Genomic DNA, 17,872 nt, shown 5'->3' with positions numbered 1-17,872 from the left:
CAGCCTGCAGTGTGGAGAGCCCAGAAACCGGCTGTACTTATCCATCACAGAGACCCAGTAGCTTCGGCCGAAACCCGGGACAATAGGGTACCAAAAGGCCGCTGTTGTTGCCTCATCAATACTGCCGAATTCAGCGGCCCGCCGCCGGATTTCTTCTGCTGGTTGCGGTTGTGGCACCAACTCTACAGCCAGTCTTTTAGACGGCCTCAATAGCCTGAATCCGGGCCTCAAACTCCTCGTTGGGTACGATGGAGCGGTTCTTCACCCGAGTTTTGTAGGTATAAATCGTGTTGATGGAATAGCCCAGCATCCGGCTGATCTGCTCACTGTCGTCGATGCCCAGGCGGATGAGGGCAAAGATGCGCAGCTCGGTAGTCAGCAGCAGATCGTCGGGCAGCTGAATCCGGTCTTCTTCCCGGAACAGACCGTTGAACTGCTCGATGAAATGGGGAAACAGCCGCAGAAAAACGGTGTCGAAGCCCTTAAACAGCTCGTTGCGCTCCTTCTTAATGTTGATGCTGTCGGCTAGCTTCTGCACGCCGGCATACTGCTTATTGCTGAGCTGTGTGTCGAGCGTTTTCTTCAGCGCCTCCAGCCGGTCGATGTAGTGGGAGTTGTTGTGGAAGTAGTAGGCTATGTATTCCTCCTTAATCTTGTTGGCCTCATTCAGCACGCTGTTGAGCTGGTTGAGCTTCTCGTTCCGCTCGCGCAGCTCCTGGTTCGACTGCGAAATCAGCCGGTCGGCCTGCTGGAGCTTGCGCAGCTGCCGGAAGATGATGAACAGAAAGCCCACCACGAATACGGCCAGCAGCGTCACGATAGTCGCGTAGGTTTTCAGCGACTTGCGCTGGCTTTCAATAATGTTAATCTTCTGGCCCTCAATGAGGGACGAAACATGGCTGATTTCAATCTGCCGTTGTTTGGCCTTGTAGAAAGCTGCCTCTTCCCGCGCCTCCCGAATGAAAGTGTAGGCATTTTCCAGGTCGCCGCGCTGGTAGCAATAGTTCGAAAGCTTGAAGATGGCCACTGTTTCCTTCGTGGCCGATTTCACGTCGGCAATAGCCGAAACAAGCAGCAGCTCAAAAGCTTTGTCTTCCCGCTTCAGCAGCGTATAGATGTAAGCCGTGGCGCTGGCACTCACGGCCAGCTGGTGTAGCGAGAGGCGCGGCAGCCGCCGAATCTGGCCGTAAAGTGCCGCGCCGGCCTTCAAGTCGCCGTTTTTGATGGCCCTAAACTGCTGCATCGACAGCCAGTCGTAGGTGCCGGGCTGGCTGTACTGCAGGGCCGTATCGGCGTAGGCCAGCGCCTGGCGGTAATAGGCGGGGCGGTACACTTGGTCTTGGTCGAAGTCGCCCAGGTCGCTGTAGGCGCGGGCTTTCAGGAAGTAGAAATCCAGCTTATCAGCCTTGCTCAGCTGGCTGGGCTGAATTTTGTCGAGCGTGTCGAACGTTTCCTTGAACATGCCCGCCGAGAGCAGAATAAAGGCTAGCCTAAGCTTCGCTATTTCCACTTTTGCGGGGCTTTTCAACTGCTCGGCAATTCGAATCAGCTGCTGGCTGTACACGAAAGCCGAGTCGTACTTGAAGGCCTTGTACTCGTCGTAGATGCGCAGGCCCAGGTCGAACTTAGCGTTATCAGCGGCTTTGTTGGATGTGTAGGCGGCCGTGAGTACCGAAATCTGTTTCCACCGCTGCGCATCGTAGTGCCGCTTACGGGCCAGGGTGCTGTTGAGCTCGGTGAGCAGGCTGTCGGCGGTGCCGGCTGCCCCAAACCCCGGCAGGGAACTCACGAGGAACACGCACACAAAGAGCAGTAGCTTCACTGGATAGGAAAAGAATTCAGCCGAAAAGATGGTTATCAAAAGTAGCAAATATGTTGGGCGCAGCTGCCTGACTGAACCCCTGCGCGCGTAAGTATTGTTGCGTTTTACCCTATTAGCACCAAGTATGAGCCGCTCACTGACGCCCCTGAACCAGCCCAATTCTCCGCAAAAGTCCCGCGCCGGCGGGGCGGCCCGCCCCACGGCGCCCGTGCTGGCCGCCCCGCCGCTCGACTATACCTACGACGGCTCATTTGAAGGCCTGCTGACGGTGCTTTTTGCCATTTATGACCGCAAAGCCGCACCTAACAGCATTCAGCCCCTGGGCGCGGTGCAGGGTGGGCTCTTTACCCAGCCGCTGCTGGTCGAAACCCACGAGGCTACGGCTGCGCGGGTGTGGGAAGGTCTATTGCGCCACATGACGGCTGAGGCCCGCACCCGGCTGTTTCACGCGTTTTTGAGCGAGCAGCCCGACCGGGAATTGCTGATTTTTCGCTATGCCGATCTGGCTATGCGCTCGGCCCAGGACATTGCCGAAAACTACGCCGACGACAACGTGCGCCGTGTGGCGCACTTGGCCCAGCAGATGGGCCGCGAAAAGCACCGCATGGAGGCCTTCGTGCGTTTCGAGAAAACATCGGATGAGCTGTTTCACGCCACCATTGAGCCCGATTTCGACGTGCTGCCGCTCATTGCGCCCCATTTTACCAAGCGCTACGCCGACCAGCGCTGGCTCATTTTCGACCAGCGCCGTGGCTACGGGCTTTATTATGATCTGCACCGCACCGACATCGTGCAGTTTGAAACCGGCAGCGCCGCCCCACGCGGCACGGGGGTATCGGCCACGGTGCTCGACGAGCGGGAGCCGCTGTTCAAAGTGCTGTGGCAGACGTATTTCGACCACGTCAACATTCCCGAGCGGCGCAACATGAAGCTGCACCGGCGGCACATTCCGTTGCGCTACTGGAAATACCTGAGCGAAAAACAGCCCCGTGAAACCCGATTTGAGCCCATCAAGAACAAGCGCCCGGCCACTGAATAGCTTGCAGCCCGGATAAAACTATTTTACTTTGTCCTGCTGCCCGCTAGCGTATAGGTGGGCAGCAGCAGAAAGTCGTATCAATTAAGCGGTGTAGTACATGGGTAGCATACTTGTTTTTGGCGCTTCCGGGCAATTAGGGCAATGCTTGGCGCATGTGGCCCGGGAAAGAAATACACCGGAAATGGTGTTCCTACCCGAAGAGCAAGCCAATATTCTTAATCCTGCCGGGCTCCAGGAGCTTTTCGCCCACTACCGCCCAGCCTACTGCATCAACTGCGCCGCCTACACGGCCGTCGACAAGGCCGAGGACGAGGTGGAGCTGGCCCGTAAGGTCAACCGGGACGGCGTGGTAAATCTGAGCCGGATTTGTGCCGAGTACGGTACCACCCTCATCCAGATTTCGACTGACTTCGTGTTTGCCGGCACCAGCAACCAGCCTCTGGTCGAAACCGACGAAACTGCGCCTATCAGCGTTTATGGCCTCACCAAGCTGGAAGGCGAACAGGTAATTGCGGAATACACCAACCAGTATTTCATTCTGCGCACCAGCTGGCTCTACTCCGAATACGCCGGCAACTTCGTGAAAACGATGCGCAAGCTGGGCCACGACCGGGACGAGCTGCGCGTCATCTGGGACCAGCTCGGCACACCCACTTACGCCATCGACCTGGCCGGCTGCATTCTCTCGATTATCGAAACTGGCAACCAGCAGTATGGCCTCTACCACTACAGCAACGAAGGCGTCACGTCGTGGTACGACTTTGCCGTGGCCATTTTTGAACTGAGCAATATTGCGGTCCGCACCATTCCTATTCGCACGGCCGAATACCCCACCAAAGCCACGCGTCCGCCCTATTCGGTGATGGACAAAACCAAAGCCAAAACCCAGCTGGGCGTGGCCATTCCGCACTGGCGCGAAAGTCTGAAAGTGTGCATTAGCCGGCTGTCGGCTCAGGAGCAGCCAGCAGCTTAGAAGGATTTAAACTGTTTTAAACAGCTAGTAGACCGGCTTACAGAGCTTGTTTACTAGCTGTTTGCTTGTTCAGCCTGCGGCGCATTACCATAAAAACGGTTGAACAGATACGCCATGCTCACAAACAGCAGCCCCACGGCGCACACGCCCGGCCACTGGTAGTGCGCCCAGGCCGTGCCGCCCGCCAACGAGCCCAGGGAGCCACCGATGAAATAGGCCGTCATATAAATGGTGTTCAGGCGGCTGCGGGCTTCGGGTACCAGGGAGAAGATGCGCGACTGATTGGAAATGTGCGTAGCCTGCACGCCAATGTCGAGTACGATAACGCCCACCACCAGCCCGGCCAGGTGGTAGCCGCCGAAGCCCAGCACCAGATACGCCGCCAGCGCCATCAGAATGCCGATGTTGATGGCGTAGGCCGGCCCCCGCGTATCGGCCGACTTACCGGCCAGCGGCGCCGCCAATGCGCCCAACGCCCCAATCAGGCCGAAAAAGCCGGCCACGTCGCTCTTGTAGAAGTAGGGGCTGCCTTCCAGGAAAAATACCAGCGTGGTCCAGAACACGCTGAACGAGGCAAACAGGAACGCGCCCGTCAGCGCCGACTTGCGCAGCGTGGGCAGCGTACGGGTGAGCGTGCCCAACGACTTCATCAGGCTGCCGTAGGTGCCGCCGAAATCGGGCTGGTCTTTGGGCAGTTTCAGGGCCATTATCAGCGCCAGCACAACCATTGCGCCGCTACCCAGGCCAAACACCAGCCGCCAGCTGCCGTGGGCCCCGAGGTAGCCGCTCAGGGTGCGGGAAAGCAGAATGCCGATCAGCAAGCCGCTCATGATTTTGCCCACCACGCGGCCCCGGTCGGCATCGGAGGCCAGGTGGGCGGCCATGGGCACCAGCAACTGCGGCACCGCCGAAAAGATGCCGATAAGCAGGCTGGCCGCAATGAGCAGGGCAAACGAGGGCGCCAGGGCCGCCGCCGCCATAGCCCCGGCCGAGCAAAGCAGCAGCAACAGAATCAGGCGCTTGCGCTCCAGCTTATCGCCCAATGGCACCACGAAAAACAAGCCCAGCGTGTAGCCCACCTGCGTGAGGGTGGCCACTAGGCTGGCGCGGCTGTCGGAGAGCTGAAACGTGCGGCCAATATCGGCCAGCAGCGGCTGGTTGTAATAAATGTTGGCCACCACCAAGCCGCAGGCAATGGCCATCAGCCATACCAGCGCGGGCGTAAGGGGAGTGGTTTGCGGGTGGACCGGCGCAAGTGTGGGCGTATCGGGCGAAGAAGAAATCATGGCAAAGTAGAAGCGGCCGGCTACTGGAACGGAGGCCGGGCTTACGGTAAAATTTGGGGCTTAGGCAACGCTTGCGCGGTGTGGGGCATCTGTCTGGGCCGGGGCCGCTTTGCGGGGGCTCTGGTCCGGAGTTGTATTCCTAAACCGACAGCTATGTTTAAGAGTTACGAAAAGGCCAATAATGCGGCCGGAGTGCTGGTTTTTGCGGTGGCCCTGGCTACTTACCTGCTCACGCTGGAGCCCACCGTCAGCTTCTGGGACTGTGGCGAGTTTCTGGCCAGTGCCAATAAGCTGCTGGTGCCGCACCCGCCCGGCGCGCCCACGTTTCTGCTGCTGGGCCGGCTAGCTTCTATCCTGGCTGGCGACGGAGCCCGCGCCACGTTGTTCATGAACGCCGTATCGGCCCTGAGCAGTGCTCTGACGGTGCTGCTGCTGTTCTGGACCATTACGCTGCTGGCCCGCAAGCTGGTATTGCACCGGCCGGGAGCATCTGTTGAACGCGCCACCTTGCCCACCGCCGCCCAAACGGCCCAGATTCTGAGCGCCGGCCTTATTGGCTCCCTGGCCTTTGCCTTCTCCGACTCATTCTGGTTTAATGCCGTGGAAGCCGAGGTATACGCTATGTCGGCCTTGTGTACGGCGGCCGTAGTGTGGCTGATGCTGAAGTGGGAAAACCGCGCCGACGAAGCTGATTCCGACAAGTGGCTGATTCTGATTGCCTATGTTATCGGCCTTAGCATCGGCGTCCACTTGCTCAACCTACTGGCGCTGCCTGCGCTGGGCTTCCTGTATTATTTCCGCAAAACCGCCCGGCCTACTACCCGCGGCGGCTTGTTCACGCTTGGCCTCAGCGGGGCGCTGGTGCTGCTCATTTTGCTGGGCGTCATTCCGGGGCTGCCTTCCCTGGCCGGCGACTTCGAGGTGTTCTTCGTGAATTCCGTGGGCTTGCCCTTCAACAGCGGAGTGGTGCTGTTTCTGGCGCTGCTAGTGGGCTTGCTGGTAGCCGGGTTTCGCTACGCCGTGCGCCGGCAGCGGCGCGTGCTGCACACGGCGCTGCTGAGTCTGGTATTCGTGCTCATCGGCTACTCGTCCTACCTCATCGTGCCGATTCGCTCGGGCTTCAACCCCGCTCTGGACGAGAATAACCCTGAGGATGTTCTTTCCTTTGTGAGCTACCTCAAGCGGGAGCAGTACGGGCAGCGGCCCCTGCTCTACGGGCCGCAGTTCAATGCCCAGCCCACCGACCAGTACGAAGGCGCCCCCCGTTACGAGCGCAGCCACGATGCCGCCGGCCACGACACCTACCTCATAGCCGAGCGCCGCCTGGAAACCACCTACGCCGCCACCGATAAAACGCTGCTGCCCCGTCTCTACAGTCCCAAGCCCGAAGACGTGCGCGCCTACGGCAACTGGGTGGGGGCCGCACCCGACCAGAAGCCCACGATGGTACAAAACCTGGCTTTCCTGGTCAAATACCAGCTGGGCCATATGTACTGGCGCTATTTCCTCTGGAACTTCGTGGGCCGCGAAAGTGACGTGCAACATGCCGGCGTATTATGGCCCACGGCCGGTAAAAGCGGATTGCCCGTAGAGCTGGCCAACAACAAGGCCCGCAATAATTTCTACGCTTTGCCGCTGCTGCTCGGCGTGCTGGGGCTGTTTTTCCAGGTGAAGCGCGACAAGCACAATGCACTGGTGGTAGGGCTGTTGTTTCTACTCACGGGCGTGGCCATTGTGCTCTACCTCAACCAGCCGCCCACCGAGCCCCGCGAGCGGGACTACACTTTTGCCGGTTCGTTCTACGCTTTTGCCATCTGGATCGGGCTGGGCGTGCTGGCTCTCAACGAGCTGGTGCGCAGTCTGCTGCGGCAGGAGCGGCTGCGGGTGGCGGCCGTGGCGCTGCTGGCGCTGGCTGTGCCGGCCCTGATGGCCACCCAGGGCTGGGACGACCACAACCGCGCCAACCGTTACAGCGCCCTCGACTGGGCCCGCAACATGCTTAATGGCGTGGCGCCCAACGCCATCCTGATTACCTACGCCGACAACGATACTTTTCCCCTGTGGTACGCTCAGAATGTGGAAAACCTGCGCCCCGACGTGCGCGTGGCCGTACTTTCCTACCTGAATACCGACTGGTACGTGGACCAGATGAAGCAGCCGGCTAATTCCTCGGCGCCGTGGCCGATGTCGTTGGCGCACAAAGACTACTCGCAGGGCACCAACGACTACCTGCCCTACGTGCCCAATCCGGCTGTGACTTCCCTGAACGTAAAGGAGTTTATGCAGCTTGTGCGCCAGAACAGCCCGTTGCTGCAGGTCCAGACGCAGTCGGGCAAGGCGCTGCTCTCGTACCCGACCACCAACTTCTACCTCGACGTGGACACGGCCGCCGTGCAGCGCCTGGGCATTATTCCTAAAGAGCGTCGCAAGCAACTGGTGCCGCGCATGAACTGGCAGGCCAGCAAGGAGGCCCTGGAAAAAAACACGCTGGTCATTCTCGACCTGCTGGCCAGCAACAACTGGCAGCGGCCGGTGTATCTGTCGGCCAGTATTCCGCAGCAGGACTACGCCGGCCTGGATAACTATCTGCAGCTGGAAGGACTTTCCTACCGCATTCTGCCCGCCCAAAACCCCGATTCGCAGCCCCGGGAAGTGGGCACGGTGGCCAAAAAGCTGCTCGACGACTCGCTCATGCGCAAGTTTTCCTACCGCAACCTCAACCGGCCGGGTGTGTACTACGATGAGCTGAACCGCCGCACAATGGCGCTCTACAGGGAGCAGTTTGTGCGCCTCTCGCAGGCCTACCTGCAAGATGGGGAAACGGCCAAGGCCAAAGCCGTCATCGACCGGTGCCTGCGCGTAATTCCCGACGACACGATTCCCTTCGACTACAACAACGCCGACCTCATTGCCCCACTCACCCAGTTGGGCGAAACCCGGCGTGCCCACCAGCTCTTCGACCTGCTTACCAACCGTACTCAACAGTCGTTGGCCTACTACAGCCGCCACGAGCCCGGCCTGTTTGAGCGCGAAATAGGAATAAATATGCTCACCCTCCAACACCTCTACCAGGCCGCCGCCGACACCAACGACCAGGCCCGCGCCGCCCGCATCACCGCTCTGGCCGAGCAGTATTATCCGAGGTCATAAGCGTGTAGAGACGCATAGTTGCGTCTCAATCGTTGCGGACGGTGTTGCTGTTTATTTAAACGATTGTCGTTCAACGACGAGACGCAACTATGCGTCTCTACATCGGGCCGGCGCATTGCAAAACCCGTTTTCGGTGGCTTCGTTAGAAGCAGTATGAGCCGCGCATTCACCAAAGAGGACGACGTCCAGGAGCCCACCATTATTCCGCCGCGGGCCGCGCTGCCGGCCGGCACGCCCAACTACGTGACGCCCCGCGGCCTGGAGCTGCTGCGCCAGGAATTGACTACGCTGGAAGCCGAACGGGCGCGGGCTGAAGCCAACCGTGACAACGACGCCGACCGTACCCGCCACCTCTCGCTCTACAACGGCCGCATCAGCGACCTGACCAGCCGCATTGCCAGCGCCAAAGTAGTAGATCCGCGCACCCAGCCCCCGCAGGAAGTGCGTTTCGGCGCCACTATTACGTTGCGTACAATAAGCGGTGGAAAAGTAGGCTTCGAGCGAAAATTTACCATCGTGGGCGTCGATGAGGCTTCCGTGGCGGCGGGTAAAGTGGCGTTTGTGGCCCCCATTGCCCGGGCTGTCATCGGGGCCAAACTGGGCAAAACCGTCACGCTTCGGCTCGGGCCGAAAGAGGAAGTGGTGGAAGTTGCCGCTGTTTCCTACGACGGATTATAGCTGCGGGAGTATCATAAAAAAGCCCTTCACTACTTGGTGAAGGGCTTTTGTTTGCCTTATGTCGACGGCTACTTAGCCTGCTCGATATCCTGCACGGCCTTATCGATGATTTGCTGGGCCTGTTGCACGATGGGGCCGCTGGTTTTACGCTGCTTCACGCTTTGCAGCATGCCAATCAGCGGTTCGGCCGCACCCTGAGGCTTATACTGAATGGCCAGCGCCTTCACCCGGTCTACACCCTGGGCGAAGTTGGTGGCATCGTCAAGGCGGACGAGCATATTGGCCAAGCCTTCGAGCAGCTCGAAGCGGCCCTGCAGCGGCACGGCATCGAACTTGTCGCGCACGAAATTCCACTGGGCATCGGTTCCCTGGGCTGCATACACGTCGATGACGGCACTCAGTGTAGCTTGGTTTTCGGTGGTTTCCAAGGTTTTAGCCTGGGCTAGGGCTTTGGCCGGGGCTACGGCCACCAAGCCGCGTAGGGCCGCGCCGCTTACCTGGTACGACTGGCTCTGCAACTGCTTGGTAAACAGCTTTTCATCCTTCTTGTCCTTGAGCTTGGCCAACGCCGTCAGCGCATTGACGCGCACCGAGTTCTGTGGGTCGTTGGCGGCCAGCTTGCGCAGAGTCGGCGCGGTGGCTTTGGCTACCGCCGCTTTTTCCATGTCCAGGGCCTGAGTAGCGACCGAGCGCAGGTTGTAAAACTTATCCGACAGTGCCCGCACGAGCAAGGTGCAGGCGGCTGCCTCGTCCTGCTTTTCTTTGGCGGCCAGAATAGCCTCGCGCCGGTCCATGTACAGCGGCGCGTGGCTGTACTGGTACGCGTATTCAGCCAGCGGCTTATTATCCTTTTTCATCCATACCGTGCGCTTGGTAGCGTCCACGTTGACCAGCTCAGGCTTGGCGCTGGTCGCAAACTGGAAGGTTTCGGTGGCCTGCCGCATCATCACCATGTGGCGCTCGGCTTTGCCATTCACGTACACATCCACGGCCAGGGGCAGCTGAAACACGGAGCCTTCCTGGGTTTGCTTGATGGTCACGCTCTGCATTTTTTTAGCCGCGTCCCAGCTGTAGTCAATGCTTACTTCGGGGTGGCCGGCGTTGTAGTACCACTGGTTATAAAACCAGTTCAGGTCGCGGCCCGAGGCAGCTTCCATGGCCAGCCGCAGTTGGTGGGCTTCACCGTTGCCGAGGGCATTCTGCTTCAGATACTGGTTCAGGCCGGCAAAGTACACGTCGTCGCCGAGGTAAGCGCGTAGCATGTCCTGAATGGCGCCGCCTTTTTGGTAGGTCACGCCGTCGAACATTTCCTCCTTGTCGCCATAGTGGAAGCGCACGAGGTCTTTGCTGTAGTTATTGGGGTTGTTGAGGTAGGCGCGGATGTACTGGGCACGGTGGGCGTCGGCGGCGTCGGGGCCGTACTTGTACTCGGCCCACAGGGCCTCGCTCATGTCGGCCATCGACTCGTTTACGGTCAGGTTGCTCCAGCTTTCGGCCGTTACGTAGTCGCCAAACCACTGGTGAAACAGCTCGTGGGCAATAACCGACTGGTTGTTGGCATACTCACGGTCGAGTAGCTCCCGCTCATTCATTTGCAGAAACTCGCCGTGCAGCGTGGCCGTGGTGTTTTCCATGGCTCCGCTCACGTAGTCGCGGGCCACAATCTGGGCGTACTTGTTCCAGGGGTAATCTACGCCGAGCTTCTTAGAGAAAAACTCCATCATTTCGGGCGTGTCGCCGAAAATCTGTTTGGCAAAGGGTGCGTACTTGGGTTCCAGATAGTACGTTACGGGCTTGTCACGCCACTTGTCTTCGTATACCTTGAAGTCGCCCACAGCCATCATGAACAGGTAGGGCGCGTGGGGCAATTCCATTTTCCAGGTATCGGTGCGCAGCCCCGCGCCGGCGGGCGTCTGGCTCACCAGCTTGCCGTTGCTCAGCGTCACATACTTGCTGGGCACCGTCATGCTGATTTCGGAGGTCGCCTTCTGGTTGGGCCGGTCGATGGTCGGAAACCAGGCCGAGGAAGCTTCCGTTTCGCCCTGGGTCCAGATCTGCACCGGTTTGCCCTTCACGGCACTGTCGGGGTTGATGAAATACAGGCCTTTGGCGTCGGTAATGGCCGCGCTGCCTTTCACTTTCAGCTCGTCGGGCTTGGCCGTGTACTCGATATAAACTGTGTAGGGCGTGCCCGCCGGCATCATCTTGCCCAGCTGAATCCGCAGGTTGTTCTGGTCGGCGTACTCATACTTGAGCGGCTGCTGAGTAGTGCCGTCGACCAGGGCTACCGTCTTGATGTCAAAGCCTTTGGCGTCAAGGCGAAGCGAGTCGGTAGCGTAAGCGTAGGGCTTGAGCGTGAGCCAGGCTTTGCCATTGAGGTGGCGCTTGGCGTAGTCGAAGCCCACGGCCAGCTTGGTGTGCACCAGCGCGTTGATTTTGGTATCGGTGGCACGGTAGGGGAGCTGAGGCTCGGTCACCGGCGTCAGGGTGGGGGCTTGCTGGGCCCAGCTGGCGGAGGTAGCCAGCAAGCCAAGGCTCAGGGTAAGAATTGTTTTCACAGGATGCAGGAAAGGGAGAGGAATGGTTTTGCGCGAAAGTAACCTTTCCGCCCGTAAAGGCTGCATCTCCCAGTATTTAGCCCAAGGCGCACTGCTTTTTATACAGGCCCGGCGTGATACCCTCGTATTTCTTAAAGATGGTCTGGAAGTAGGCCGTGTTGTTGAAGCCAGCCCGGAAACAGACGTCGGCGACGCTGGTAATGGGGTTGCGGAGCAGGCGCTTGGCCTCGGCTAGCCGCTCCTGGATAATATACTCGACCGGCGTCAGGCCAAACTCGCGCTTGAAGAGCCGGAAAAACGTGGCCTTGCTCATGCAGGCCAATTCGCTGAGCTTGTCCACGGTAATCTGCTCGGTGAAGTGGCGCTTGATATACTGCACCACTTGGGCGAAGCGGTGGGAAGTGAGGTGCTGGGCGTAGTTGTGGAAAATCAGCTGGCGGGCATTGGTCTGCATTAGCCGAATCAGCAACTCCTGCAGCGTGAAGCCGGCCAGCACATCCTTGGCCGCGTGCGTTTCCTGCGACAAATGCACCAGCCGCTCCAGGGTGCCGGTCAGCTCAGGCGTGTTGGTCAGGTGGGCGTTGTTGTGGGCGTCGAGGTGCCAGGGCGTGTGCTCCTCGGCCAACGGGAACCGCTCGTTCAGCAGGTCTACGGTGTGGCGAATAGTATCGGAGGGAATGGCCACGGCCAGGCACTGCGTGGGATTGTCGAGGGTGGCTTCGGGAAAGTCAATTTCCATCCGCTGCTCTTCGCCCACAATCACCGACTCACCGGGCAGGTAGTCGAAGGCGGGCTGCCCGCTCAGGTGCATCACTTTTTTGCCCCGCAGCATGGTAGTCAGCACCAGGCTGCCCATGCTCAGGGGCACGCGGCGGGCCATTTGGTGCGTCTCGAAGATGTTGAGCTCGAAGGCATCGAGCGAGTACACAGTGCGGTTCTCTACCAGTGTGGTGAGGTCGTTCAGCGTGTGCAGGGCCGGCAGCATTCTGGGGTTCATCATGGCAGCGAAATGGGAGGCGAAGACACCGAATCAAACTTGCGATTATATCCGAGCTTGTTGAGAGAATACTACATCTTTTCCGGCAATTTCTGAAACTACCTTGTGAGTAAGTAATCACTCCTTAACACGCACCTCATGGAAACGTTAGAAAAACCCACCACTCTCGTTGCCCGCCCCCAGTTCAAATCGCACTACGACAACTTCATTGGTGGTAAATGGGTTGCCCCGGTGAAAGGCCAATACTTCGACAACCCGTCGCCCATCGACGGTAAGGCGTTTTGCAAGGTGGCGCGTAGCACCAAAGAAGATATCGAGCTGGCGCTGGATGCAGCCCACGAAGCATTCAAGAGTTGGAGCAAGGCCTCGGCCACTACGCGTAGCAACGTGCTACTCAAGATTGCCGACATTATGGAGGCCAACCTGGAGCACCTGGCCGCCGCCGAAACCGTGGAAAACGGCAAGGCCATCCGTGAAACCATGGCCGCCGACCTGCCCCTGTGCATCGACCATTTCCGCTACTTCGCCGGCGTCATCCGGGCCGAAGAAGGCTCAGCCACCGAACTGAACGAAACCACATTGTCGCTCGTGATTCAGGAGCCGCTGGGCGTGGTGGGCCAGATTATTCCCTGGAACTTCCCGCTGCTGATGGCCACCTGGAAGCTGGCCCCGGCCCTGGCCGCCGGCTGCTGCGTGGTGATGAAGCCCGCCGAGCAAACACCGGCCAGCATTATGGTGCTGATGGAGCTGATTCAGGACGTCATTCCGGCTGGCGTGGTAAACGTGGTGAACGGCTTTGGGCTGGAAGCCGGCAAGCCGCTAGCCTCCAACAAGCGCGTGCAGAAAGTGTCCTTCACCGGCGAAACCACCACCGGCCGCCTCATTCTGCAGTACGCCGCCGAAAACATCATTCCCGTGACCATGGAGCTAGGCGGTAAGTCGCCCAACATTTTCTGCAAATCGGTGATGGATGCCGACGACGACTTTCTGGATAAGTGCCTGGAAGGCGCGGCCATGTTTGCTCTCAACCAGGGCGAAATCTGCACCTGCCCGTCGCGCCTGCTCATCCACGAGGACATCTACGACCAGTTTATGCCCCGCCTCATTGAGCGGGTGAAAGCCATTAAGCTCGGCCACCCCCTCGACCCTAGCACCATGATGGGCGCCCAGGCCAGCAACGACCAGTACGAGAAAATCCTGAGCTACCTGGAAATCGGTAAGGCCGAGGGTGCCGAGGTGCTGACGGGCGGCGAAGCCCACACCAGCCACGAGCACGACGAGTTGGCCGAAGGCTACTACATTCAGCCCACCATCTTCCGGGGCCACAACAAAATGCGGATTTTCCAGGAGGAAATCTTCGGCCCGGTGCTGTCCGTGACAACGTTTAAGGACAATGACGAGGCCATTGAGCTGGCCAACGACACGCTCTACGGCCTCGGCGCTGGCCTCTGGAGCCGCGATGCGCACGAGCTCTACCAGATGCCCCGCGCCATTCAGGCCGGCCGTGTGTGGGTCAACTGCTACCACGATTACCCCGCCGGCGCGCCCTTCGGCGGCTACAAAGCCTCGGGTTTCGGCCGCGAAAACCACAAGATGATGCTGGCCCACTACCGCCAGACCAAGAATATGCTCATCAGCTACAGCCAGCAGAAACTGGGCTTCTTTTAGTAGCTGATAAAGAAGCGTGTCATTGCGAGCGGAGCGAAACAATTTGTCCTCTGCGCAGCGACCAACGTCCTTTATCCAGAAAACCCTTTCTCGTTTCAACGGGAAAGGGCTTTTTGGGTAAAGTAAGCTTTCTACATTTCAGAGGACGGATTGCTTCGTGCCTCGCAACGACAAAATATTATGGCCAACTCTCTGACCCCGCGCGTGCTCGTAACGCCCGCCGCCGAAGCTACCATTGACCTGCTGCGCGACGAGCACGGCTCGCTGATGTTTCACCAGAGCGGTGGCTGCTGCGACGGGTCCTCGCCCATGTGCTTTGCCAAAGGCGAGTTCCGCATCGGCGGCAGCGACGTATGGCTGGGCCAGATTCACGGCTGCGACTTTTTCATGAGTGCCTCACAATTTGAGTACTGGAAACACACCCAGCTCACGGTAGACGTAGTGAAGGGCCGGGGCGCGAGCTTTTCGCTGGAAATTCCGCTGGGCGTCCGGTTTCTGATTCGCTCCCGGCTGTTTACCGAGGAAGAAGAGCAGAACATGGCCCCCGTCTATGATGGGGAAGAGTACCTGGAGCGGGTCGACCAGGAATAAGCACTGCGCTAAGCTGATAAGCAGAAAATTGATGCAGCCTTCAACAGAAAAGGCCCTGACCATACAGTCAGGGCCTTTTCTGTTGAAGGCTGTCAATAGTTTATTATATTAACGTACCTGATAAGGGAGGTTGAAGCGGCCTTTGGTAATACTTAGCGTCTTGGTGCCACTGCACAACGTGCCCGAAAAGGTGCCTTTCACTCGCTTCCTGACTTGATCAAACTCGGTAATATCAATGGTCCAGTCGTTGGAGTTACAATAAATGGTGCGGAAGCCAGCTGGTTGTGTGCCAAAACTGCCGTAACTAATGCCGGTATAATCAAAAAACGTATCAGGAGTATTAACAGGGTGGACAATCTTACCAGGCTTCATCTTAAAGTCATAGCTAGCTAACTCTATAGACTGACCCTTCGGCTGGCTAGGTATGTTGATGATCAGATAGTCAGTTTTCTGGTCGGTGTTAACGTGGCCGGGTTTATATAAAAGCAAAACCGCATTTATCCTGGTTGAATCTCCCTCGAAGGGCTTGCCATCTATTTCTGCATAATTTGCTGCTGCCGCTGGGTCAGGAGGCTTTGGTGCCTCTTTTGTTTTGTCAGAACATTCCATCAACCCAATGGTGCCCAACAGTAATAATCCGGTGAATAGATTTCGCATAAGACGGTGAATAGGAGCAGGAATAAGAAAGTATATAAAGTTAGGCTACGCATTCCTGAATTCCTATCCGCCACTATTCCAGTGTCTTATTTGCCTTGAATAGCAACCTTAACTAAACCGTAACGACAGAAAACCGACTGCAAATGGCATCAAAAAAGCTGATCCATCTACGAGATGAATCAGCTTTTTCATGCTGGCTAAGACTTCGGTATAAACGCTACCGCACCCGCACCGGCAGGCCTTCCAACTGGGCGTAGCTGAGTTTCCAGGCGCCTTTGGGGTTCTTTTTCCAGAGTAGGATGAAGTTGCCTTCGCCCACGCCCATCGGGGTGCCCGGCGTGGTTGGGATGACGTCGACCTGGTAGGTGCCGCCTTCGTAGGCCGTCTGGGCATCGGTGCCGGAGGAGGCTACGTTGAGGCGCAGGTTGGAAATAGTGCCCATCGTTTCGCGCACCCAGCGGTTTGATACTTCCGATTTGCCCTGGAAGTGGGTTTCGCCCTGCAGGAAATGTACGTCGTCGGCGAAGAGCGTATCGAGCTGAATGGCGTTTTTACTGTTCCAGGCGCTGATGAACTGCTGGTTGAGCGTTTGCGCGGTAACGGTCGTGGCAGGCGTTTCGGCCGTTTTGGTGCAGGAAGAGGCCAGGACTACAGTCAGGGGCATCATCCAAAGAAGGGACTTCATAAACGGAGGGTTTTGGTGGGGGATGGAAACAATTTCGCCGACTCCGGCACTGGGCTGGAGTCGGCGAAACTAAGCAAAGTCCGGAGTTACCAGCTCTTACGACGAACTTCGGAAGTCGAATAGGCTTTGTTACGGTCGCCATACGACTCGTTGGGCAGGTAGCCGGCGGCTACAGGGCCGTTAGCGGCCGTTAGCATCATGGGCGTGTTGGCAGCAAAGCCGTTAGCCATTACCGGGTACTGCTGCTGTTGCTGTTGCTGAGCCAGAGCGGCTTTCTTTTCGGCGGCATCTACGCGACGGGCCAGGGCAGCCCGCTCGGCACGAGCTTCGGCGGCGCGGTTGGCGTTGGCGCGCTCAATGGCAGCCACGCGGGCGGCTTCCTTGCGCTTGTTGTCGGTGCGCTTGCCGATGGCATAACCCACGCCGGCACCAGCTACACCACCTACCACGCCACCCACGGCGCGGTTACGCTTATGAATGATGGCACCGGCGGCGGCACCGCCAAGGCCACCAATTACGGCACCTTTAGCCTGAGGGCTCCACTTTCCATTTTGAGCCTGGGCCATGTTGCTATACACTGCGGTGAGCATCATTACCAGGGCGAGAATCAAACTGACCTTTTTCATGACTAAGTACTTTAAGGTTTCAGAAACACTTCTTCAGTTGTGAAGAGGAGTTTTGCAAGCACCGTGCCAGTACGGCGGCCGGAGCGCTAAGGTTGGCTCAGTGGTATCCGGACAAGATGCTAATTACCGGGATTTTGTACAATGATTGCAGCGGCCAATTTGAGGAGTTTAAGCTGCCTAGCAGCCGTTACGGGCATTATTTCACCAGCCAGCCGTTGGCATCGAGCCAGTTCTGCAGCCGGTCGGTCCAGTTGTCTTTCGTGGTCTTGTTATTCAGGCCAAAGCCGTGGCCGCCTTTGGGGTAAAGGTGCATTTCCGTGGGTACGCCGGCCCGCAGGCAGGCCTCGTAGAAGCGGATGCTGTTCTGCACTTTCACCGTTTTATCGTCGGCGGCGTGTACCAGAAACGTGGGCGGTGTTTGGGCCGTCACCTGCTGCTCGTTGGAGTACAGCCGGATCTGGGCGGCCGTGGGCGTGGCACCCAGCAGCCGCTCGCGCGAGCCGCCGTGGGCCAGACTGTCGGTGAAGCTGATGACGGGATAGAGCAGCACCAGGAAGTCGGGACGCACGGAGGTGTTGTCCTTCGCGCCGTCGCCGACGGGCGTGGCGAAGTGCGTGCCGGCCGTGGAGGCCAGGTGGCCGCCCGCCGAAAAGCCCATCAGGCCCACCCGGTTAGGGTTGATGCCGTAGTCGGCAGCCTTCTGGCGCACGAGGCGTAGTGCCTGTTGGGCATCTTGGAGCGGGGCGGTGGTTTTGTCGGGCTGACTCTGGTCGTTGGGTAGGCGGTACTTGAGCACGAAGGCCGTTACGCCCATTTCGGTCAGGCGCTTGGCCACGTCGGAGCCCTCACTATCGATAGAAAGCCGCACGTAGCCGCCGCCGGGGCAGATAACGACGGCCGTACCGTTGGCCTTTTCCTTGGCCGGCCGAAATACCTGCAGCGTGGGCTGCACCACATTCGATACCCGCACGCCCCCGTTGGCCAGCGTGATGCTGGTTTCCTGCATATCGGTGGCAATGGAGTTGGGAATAGTACCGCTGTAGAGCGACACCATTGTTTGAGCAGACATGGTGTGGCCAAGAATGCCGAGCAGGGCGGTGACAAGAAGCGCTTTCATGTGCTGACGCGGGAAATAAATGAGA

General features: G+C 58.6%; 14 protein-coding genes. 6 read left to right on the top strand and 8 right to left on the bottom strand.

Annotated elements, in window-relative coordinates; all coding sequences use genetic code 11:
• Positions 1-196: 196 nt before the first annotated feature.
• Positions 197-1,822, bottom strand: coding sequence for a SusR family glycan utilization regulator (gene susR, locus LGH74_RS16635; RefSeq protein ID WP_226177374.1), 1,626 nt, complete (start codon positions 1,820-1,822; stop codon positions 197-199).
• A 124-nt stretch (positions 1,823-1,946) separates the two neighbouring features.
• Here susR and LGH74_RS16630 point away from each other — a divergent pair, with 124 nt between their 5' ends.
• Positions 1,947-2,861 (top strand): TIGR03915 family putative DNA repair protein, encoded by a 915-nt coding sequence (locus tag LGH74_RS16630; RefSeq protein WP_226177372.1) that lies wholly within the window; start codon positions 1,947-1,949, stop codon positions 2,859-2,861.
• 97 nt (positions 2,862-2,958) lie between these two features.
• Entirely contained in the window at positions 2,959-3,834 is an 876-nt protein-coding gene (rfbD, locus tag LGH74_RS16625) for a dTDP-4-dehydrorhamnose reductase (protein WP_226177370.1), read from the top strand.
• A 53-nt stretch (positions 3,835-3,887) separates the two neighbouring features.
• Here the strand turns inward: rfbD and LGH74_RS16620 are convergent, their stop codons facing one another.
• Entirely contained in the window at positions 3,888-5,120 is a 1,233-nt protein-coding gene (locus LGH74_RS16620) for an MFS transporter (RefSeq protein ID WP_226177368.1), read from the bottom strand.
• Positions 5,121-5,273: 153 nt separating this feature from the next.
• Here LGH74_RS16620 and LGH74_RS16615 point away from each other — a divergent pair, with 153 nt between their 5' ends.
• Positions 5,274-8,270, top strand: a complete 2,997-nt coding sequence (locus tag LGH74_RS16615) for a glycosyltransferase family 117 protein (RefSeq protein ID WP_226177366.1) — start codon at positions 5,274-5,276, stop codon at positions 8,268-8,270.
• 153 nt (positions 8,271-8,423) lie between these two features.
• On the top strand, positions 8,424-8,948 hold the full coding sequence (locus LGH74_RS16610) for a GreA/GreB family elongation factor (RefSeq protein WP_226177364.1): 525 nt from the start codon (positions 8,424-8,426) through the stop codon (positions 8,946-8,948).
• 68 nt (positions 8,949-9,016) lie between these two features.
• On the opposite strand, the gene LGH74_RS16605 is transcribed toward LGH74_RS16610, so the two are convergent.
• Together LGH74_RS16605 and LGH74_RS16600 are read right to left on the bottom strand one after the other, a co-directional pair.
• Complete coding sequence (locus LGH74_RS16605) at positions 9,017-11,506, bottom strand: M1 family metallopeptidase (protein WP_226177363.1); 2,490 nt, start codon at positions 11,504-11,506, stop codon at positions 9,017-9,019.
• A 76-nt stretch (positions 11,507-11,582) separates the two neighbouring features.
• Positions 11,583-12,506 carry a helix-turn-helix transcriptional regulator gene (locus tag LGH74_RS16600; RefSeq protein WP_226177362.1) on the bottom strand — a complete coding sequence of 308 codons (924 nt, stop codon included), beginning with the start codon at positions 12,504-12,506 and terminating at the stop codon, positions 11,583-11,585.
• 135 nt (positions 12,507-12,641) lie between these two features.
• Here LGH74_RS16600 and LGH74_RS16595 point away from each other — a divergent pair, with 135 nt between their 5' ends.
• Both LGH74_RS16595 and LGH74_RS16590 read left to right on the top strand, forming a co-directional pair.
• Positions 12,642-14,171 carry an aldehyde dehydrogenase family protein gene (locus tag LGH74_RS16595; RefSeq protein WP_226177361.1) on the top strand — a complete coding sequence of 510 codons (1,530 nt, stop codon included), beginning with the start codon at positions 12,642-12,644 and terminating at the stop codon, positions 14,169-14,171.
• A 180-nt stretch (positions 14,172-14,351) separates the two neighbouring features.
• A complete protein-coding gene (locus tag LGH74_RS16590) occupies positions 14,352-14,762 on the top strand; it encodes a DUF779 domain-containing protein (protein ID WP_226177360.1) in 411 nt (136 codons plus the stop codon).
• 108 nt (positions 14,763-14,870) lie between these two features.
• Here the strand turns inward: LGH74_RS16590 and LGH74_RS16585 are convergent, their stop codons facing one another.
• From LGH74_RS16585 to LGH74_RS16570, 4 genes are all read right to left on the bottom strand, one after another.
• A complete protein-coding gene (locus tag LGH74_RS16585) occupies positions 14,871-15,419 on the bottom strand; it encodes a hypothetical protein (protein WP_226177359.1) in 549 nt (182 codons plus the stop codon).
• A gap of 217 nt (positions 15,420-15,636) precedes the next feature.
• Positions 15,637-16,104: a YybH family protein gene (locus tag LGH74_RS16580; RefSeq protein ID WP_226177358.1), complete on the bottom strand. Its 468-nt coding sequence runs from the start codon at positions 16,102-16,104 to the stop codon at positions 15,637-15,639.
• 86 nt (positions 16,105-16,190) lie between these two features.
• On the bottom strand, positions 16,191-16,730 hold the full coding sequence (locus tag LGH74_RS16575) for a YMGG-like glycine zipper-containing protein (protein WP_226177357.1): 540 nt from the start codon (positions 16,728-16,730) through the stop codon (positions 16,191-16,193).
• 196 nt (positions 16,731-16,926) lie between these two features.
• Positions 16,927-17,847, bottom strand: a complete 921-nt coding sequence (locus LGH74_RS16570; protein WP_226177355.1) for an alpha/beta hydrolase — start codon at positions 17,845-17,847, stop codon at positions 16,927-16,929.
• Positions 17,848-17,872: the final 25 nt, after the last annotated feature.

Origin of the sequence: Hymenobacter lucidus (assembly GCF_020447265.1) — a bacterium.
In the GTDB taxonomy this organism is placed as follows: Bacteria; Bacteroidota; Bacteroidia; order Cytophagales; family Hymenobacteraceae; genus Hymenobacter; species Hymenobacter lucidus.
The sequence above is the reverse complement of the archived record's forward strand: the minus strand, read 5'-3'. Positions and strand labels throughout refer to the sequence as shown.

What these genes read in the sequence shown, in the direction of transcription:
- LGH74_RS16630 (WP_226177372.1), top strand. Translation starts at nt 1,947, where the DNA reads ATGAGCCGCTCACTGACGCCCCTGAACCAGCCCAATTCTCCGCAAAAG.
- rfbD (WP_226177370.1), top strand. Translation starts at nt 2,959, where the DNA reads ATGGGTAGCATACTTGTTTTTGGCGCTTCCGGGCAATTAGGGCAATGC.
- LGH74_RS16620 (WP_226177368.1), bottom strand. Translation starts at nt 5,120, where the DNA reads ATGATTTCTTCTTCGCCCGATACGCCCACACTTGCGCCGGTCCACCCG.
- LGH74_RS16615 (WP_226177366.1), top strand. Translation starts at nt 5,274, where the DNA reads ATGTTTAAGAGTTACGAAAAGGCCAATAATGCGGCCGGAGTGCTGGTT.
- LGH74_RS16610 (WP_226177364.1), top strand. Translation starts at nt 8,424, where the DNA reads ATGAGCCGCGCATTCACCAAAGAGGACGACGTCCAGGAGCCCACCATT.
- LGH74_RS16600 (WP_226177362.1), bottom strand. Translation starts at nt 12,506, where the DNA reads ATGATGAACCCCAGAATGCTGCCGGCCCTGCACACGCTGAACGACCTC.
- LGH74_RS16595 (WP_226177361.1), top strand. Translation starts at nt 12,642, where the DNA reads ATGGAAACGTTAGAAAAACCCACCACTCTCGTTGCCCGCCCCCAGTTC.
- LGH74_RS16590 (WP_226177360.1), top strand. Translation starts at nt 14,352, where the DNA reads ATGGCCAACTCTCTGACCCCGCGCGTGCTCGTAACGCCCGCCGCCGAA.
- LGH74_RS16585 (WP_226177359.1), bottom strand. Translation starts at nt 15,419, where the DNA reads ATGCGAAATCTATTCACCGGATTATTACTGTTGGGCACCATTGGGTTG.
- LGH74_RS16580 (WP_226177358.1), bottom strand. Translation starts at nt 16,104, where the DNA reads ATGAAGTCCCTTCTTTGGATGATGCCCCTGACTGTAGTCCTGGCCTCT.
- LGH74_RS16575 (WP_226177357.1), bottom strand. Translation starts at nt 16,730, where the DNA reads ATGAAAAAGGTCAGTTTGATTCTCGCCCTGGTAATGATGCTCACCGCA.
- LGH74_RS16570 (WP_226177355.1), bottom strand. Translation starts at nt 17,847, where the DNA reads ATGAAAGCGCTTCTTGTCACCGCCCTGCTCGGCATTCTTGGCCACACC.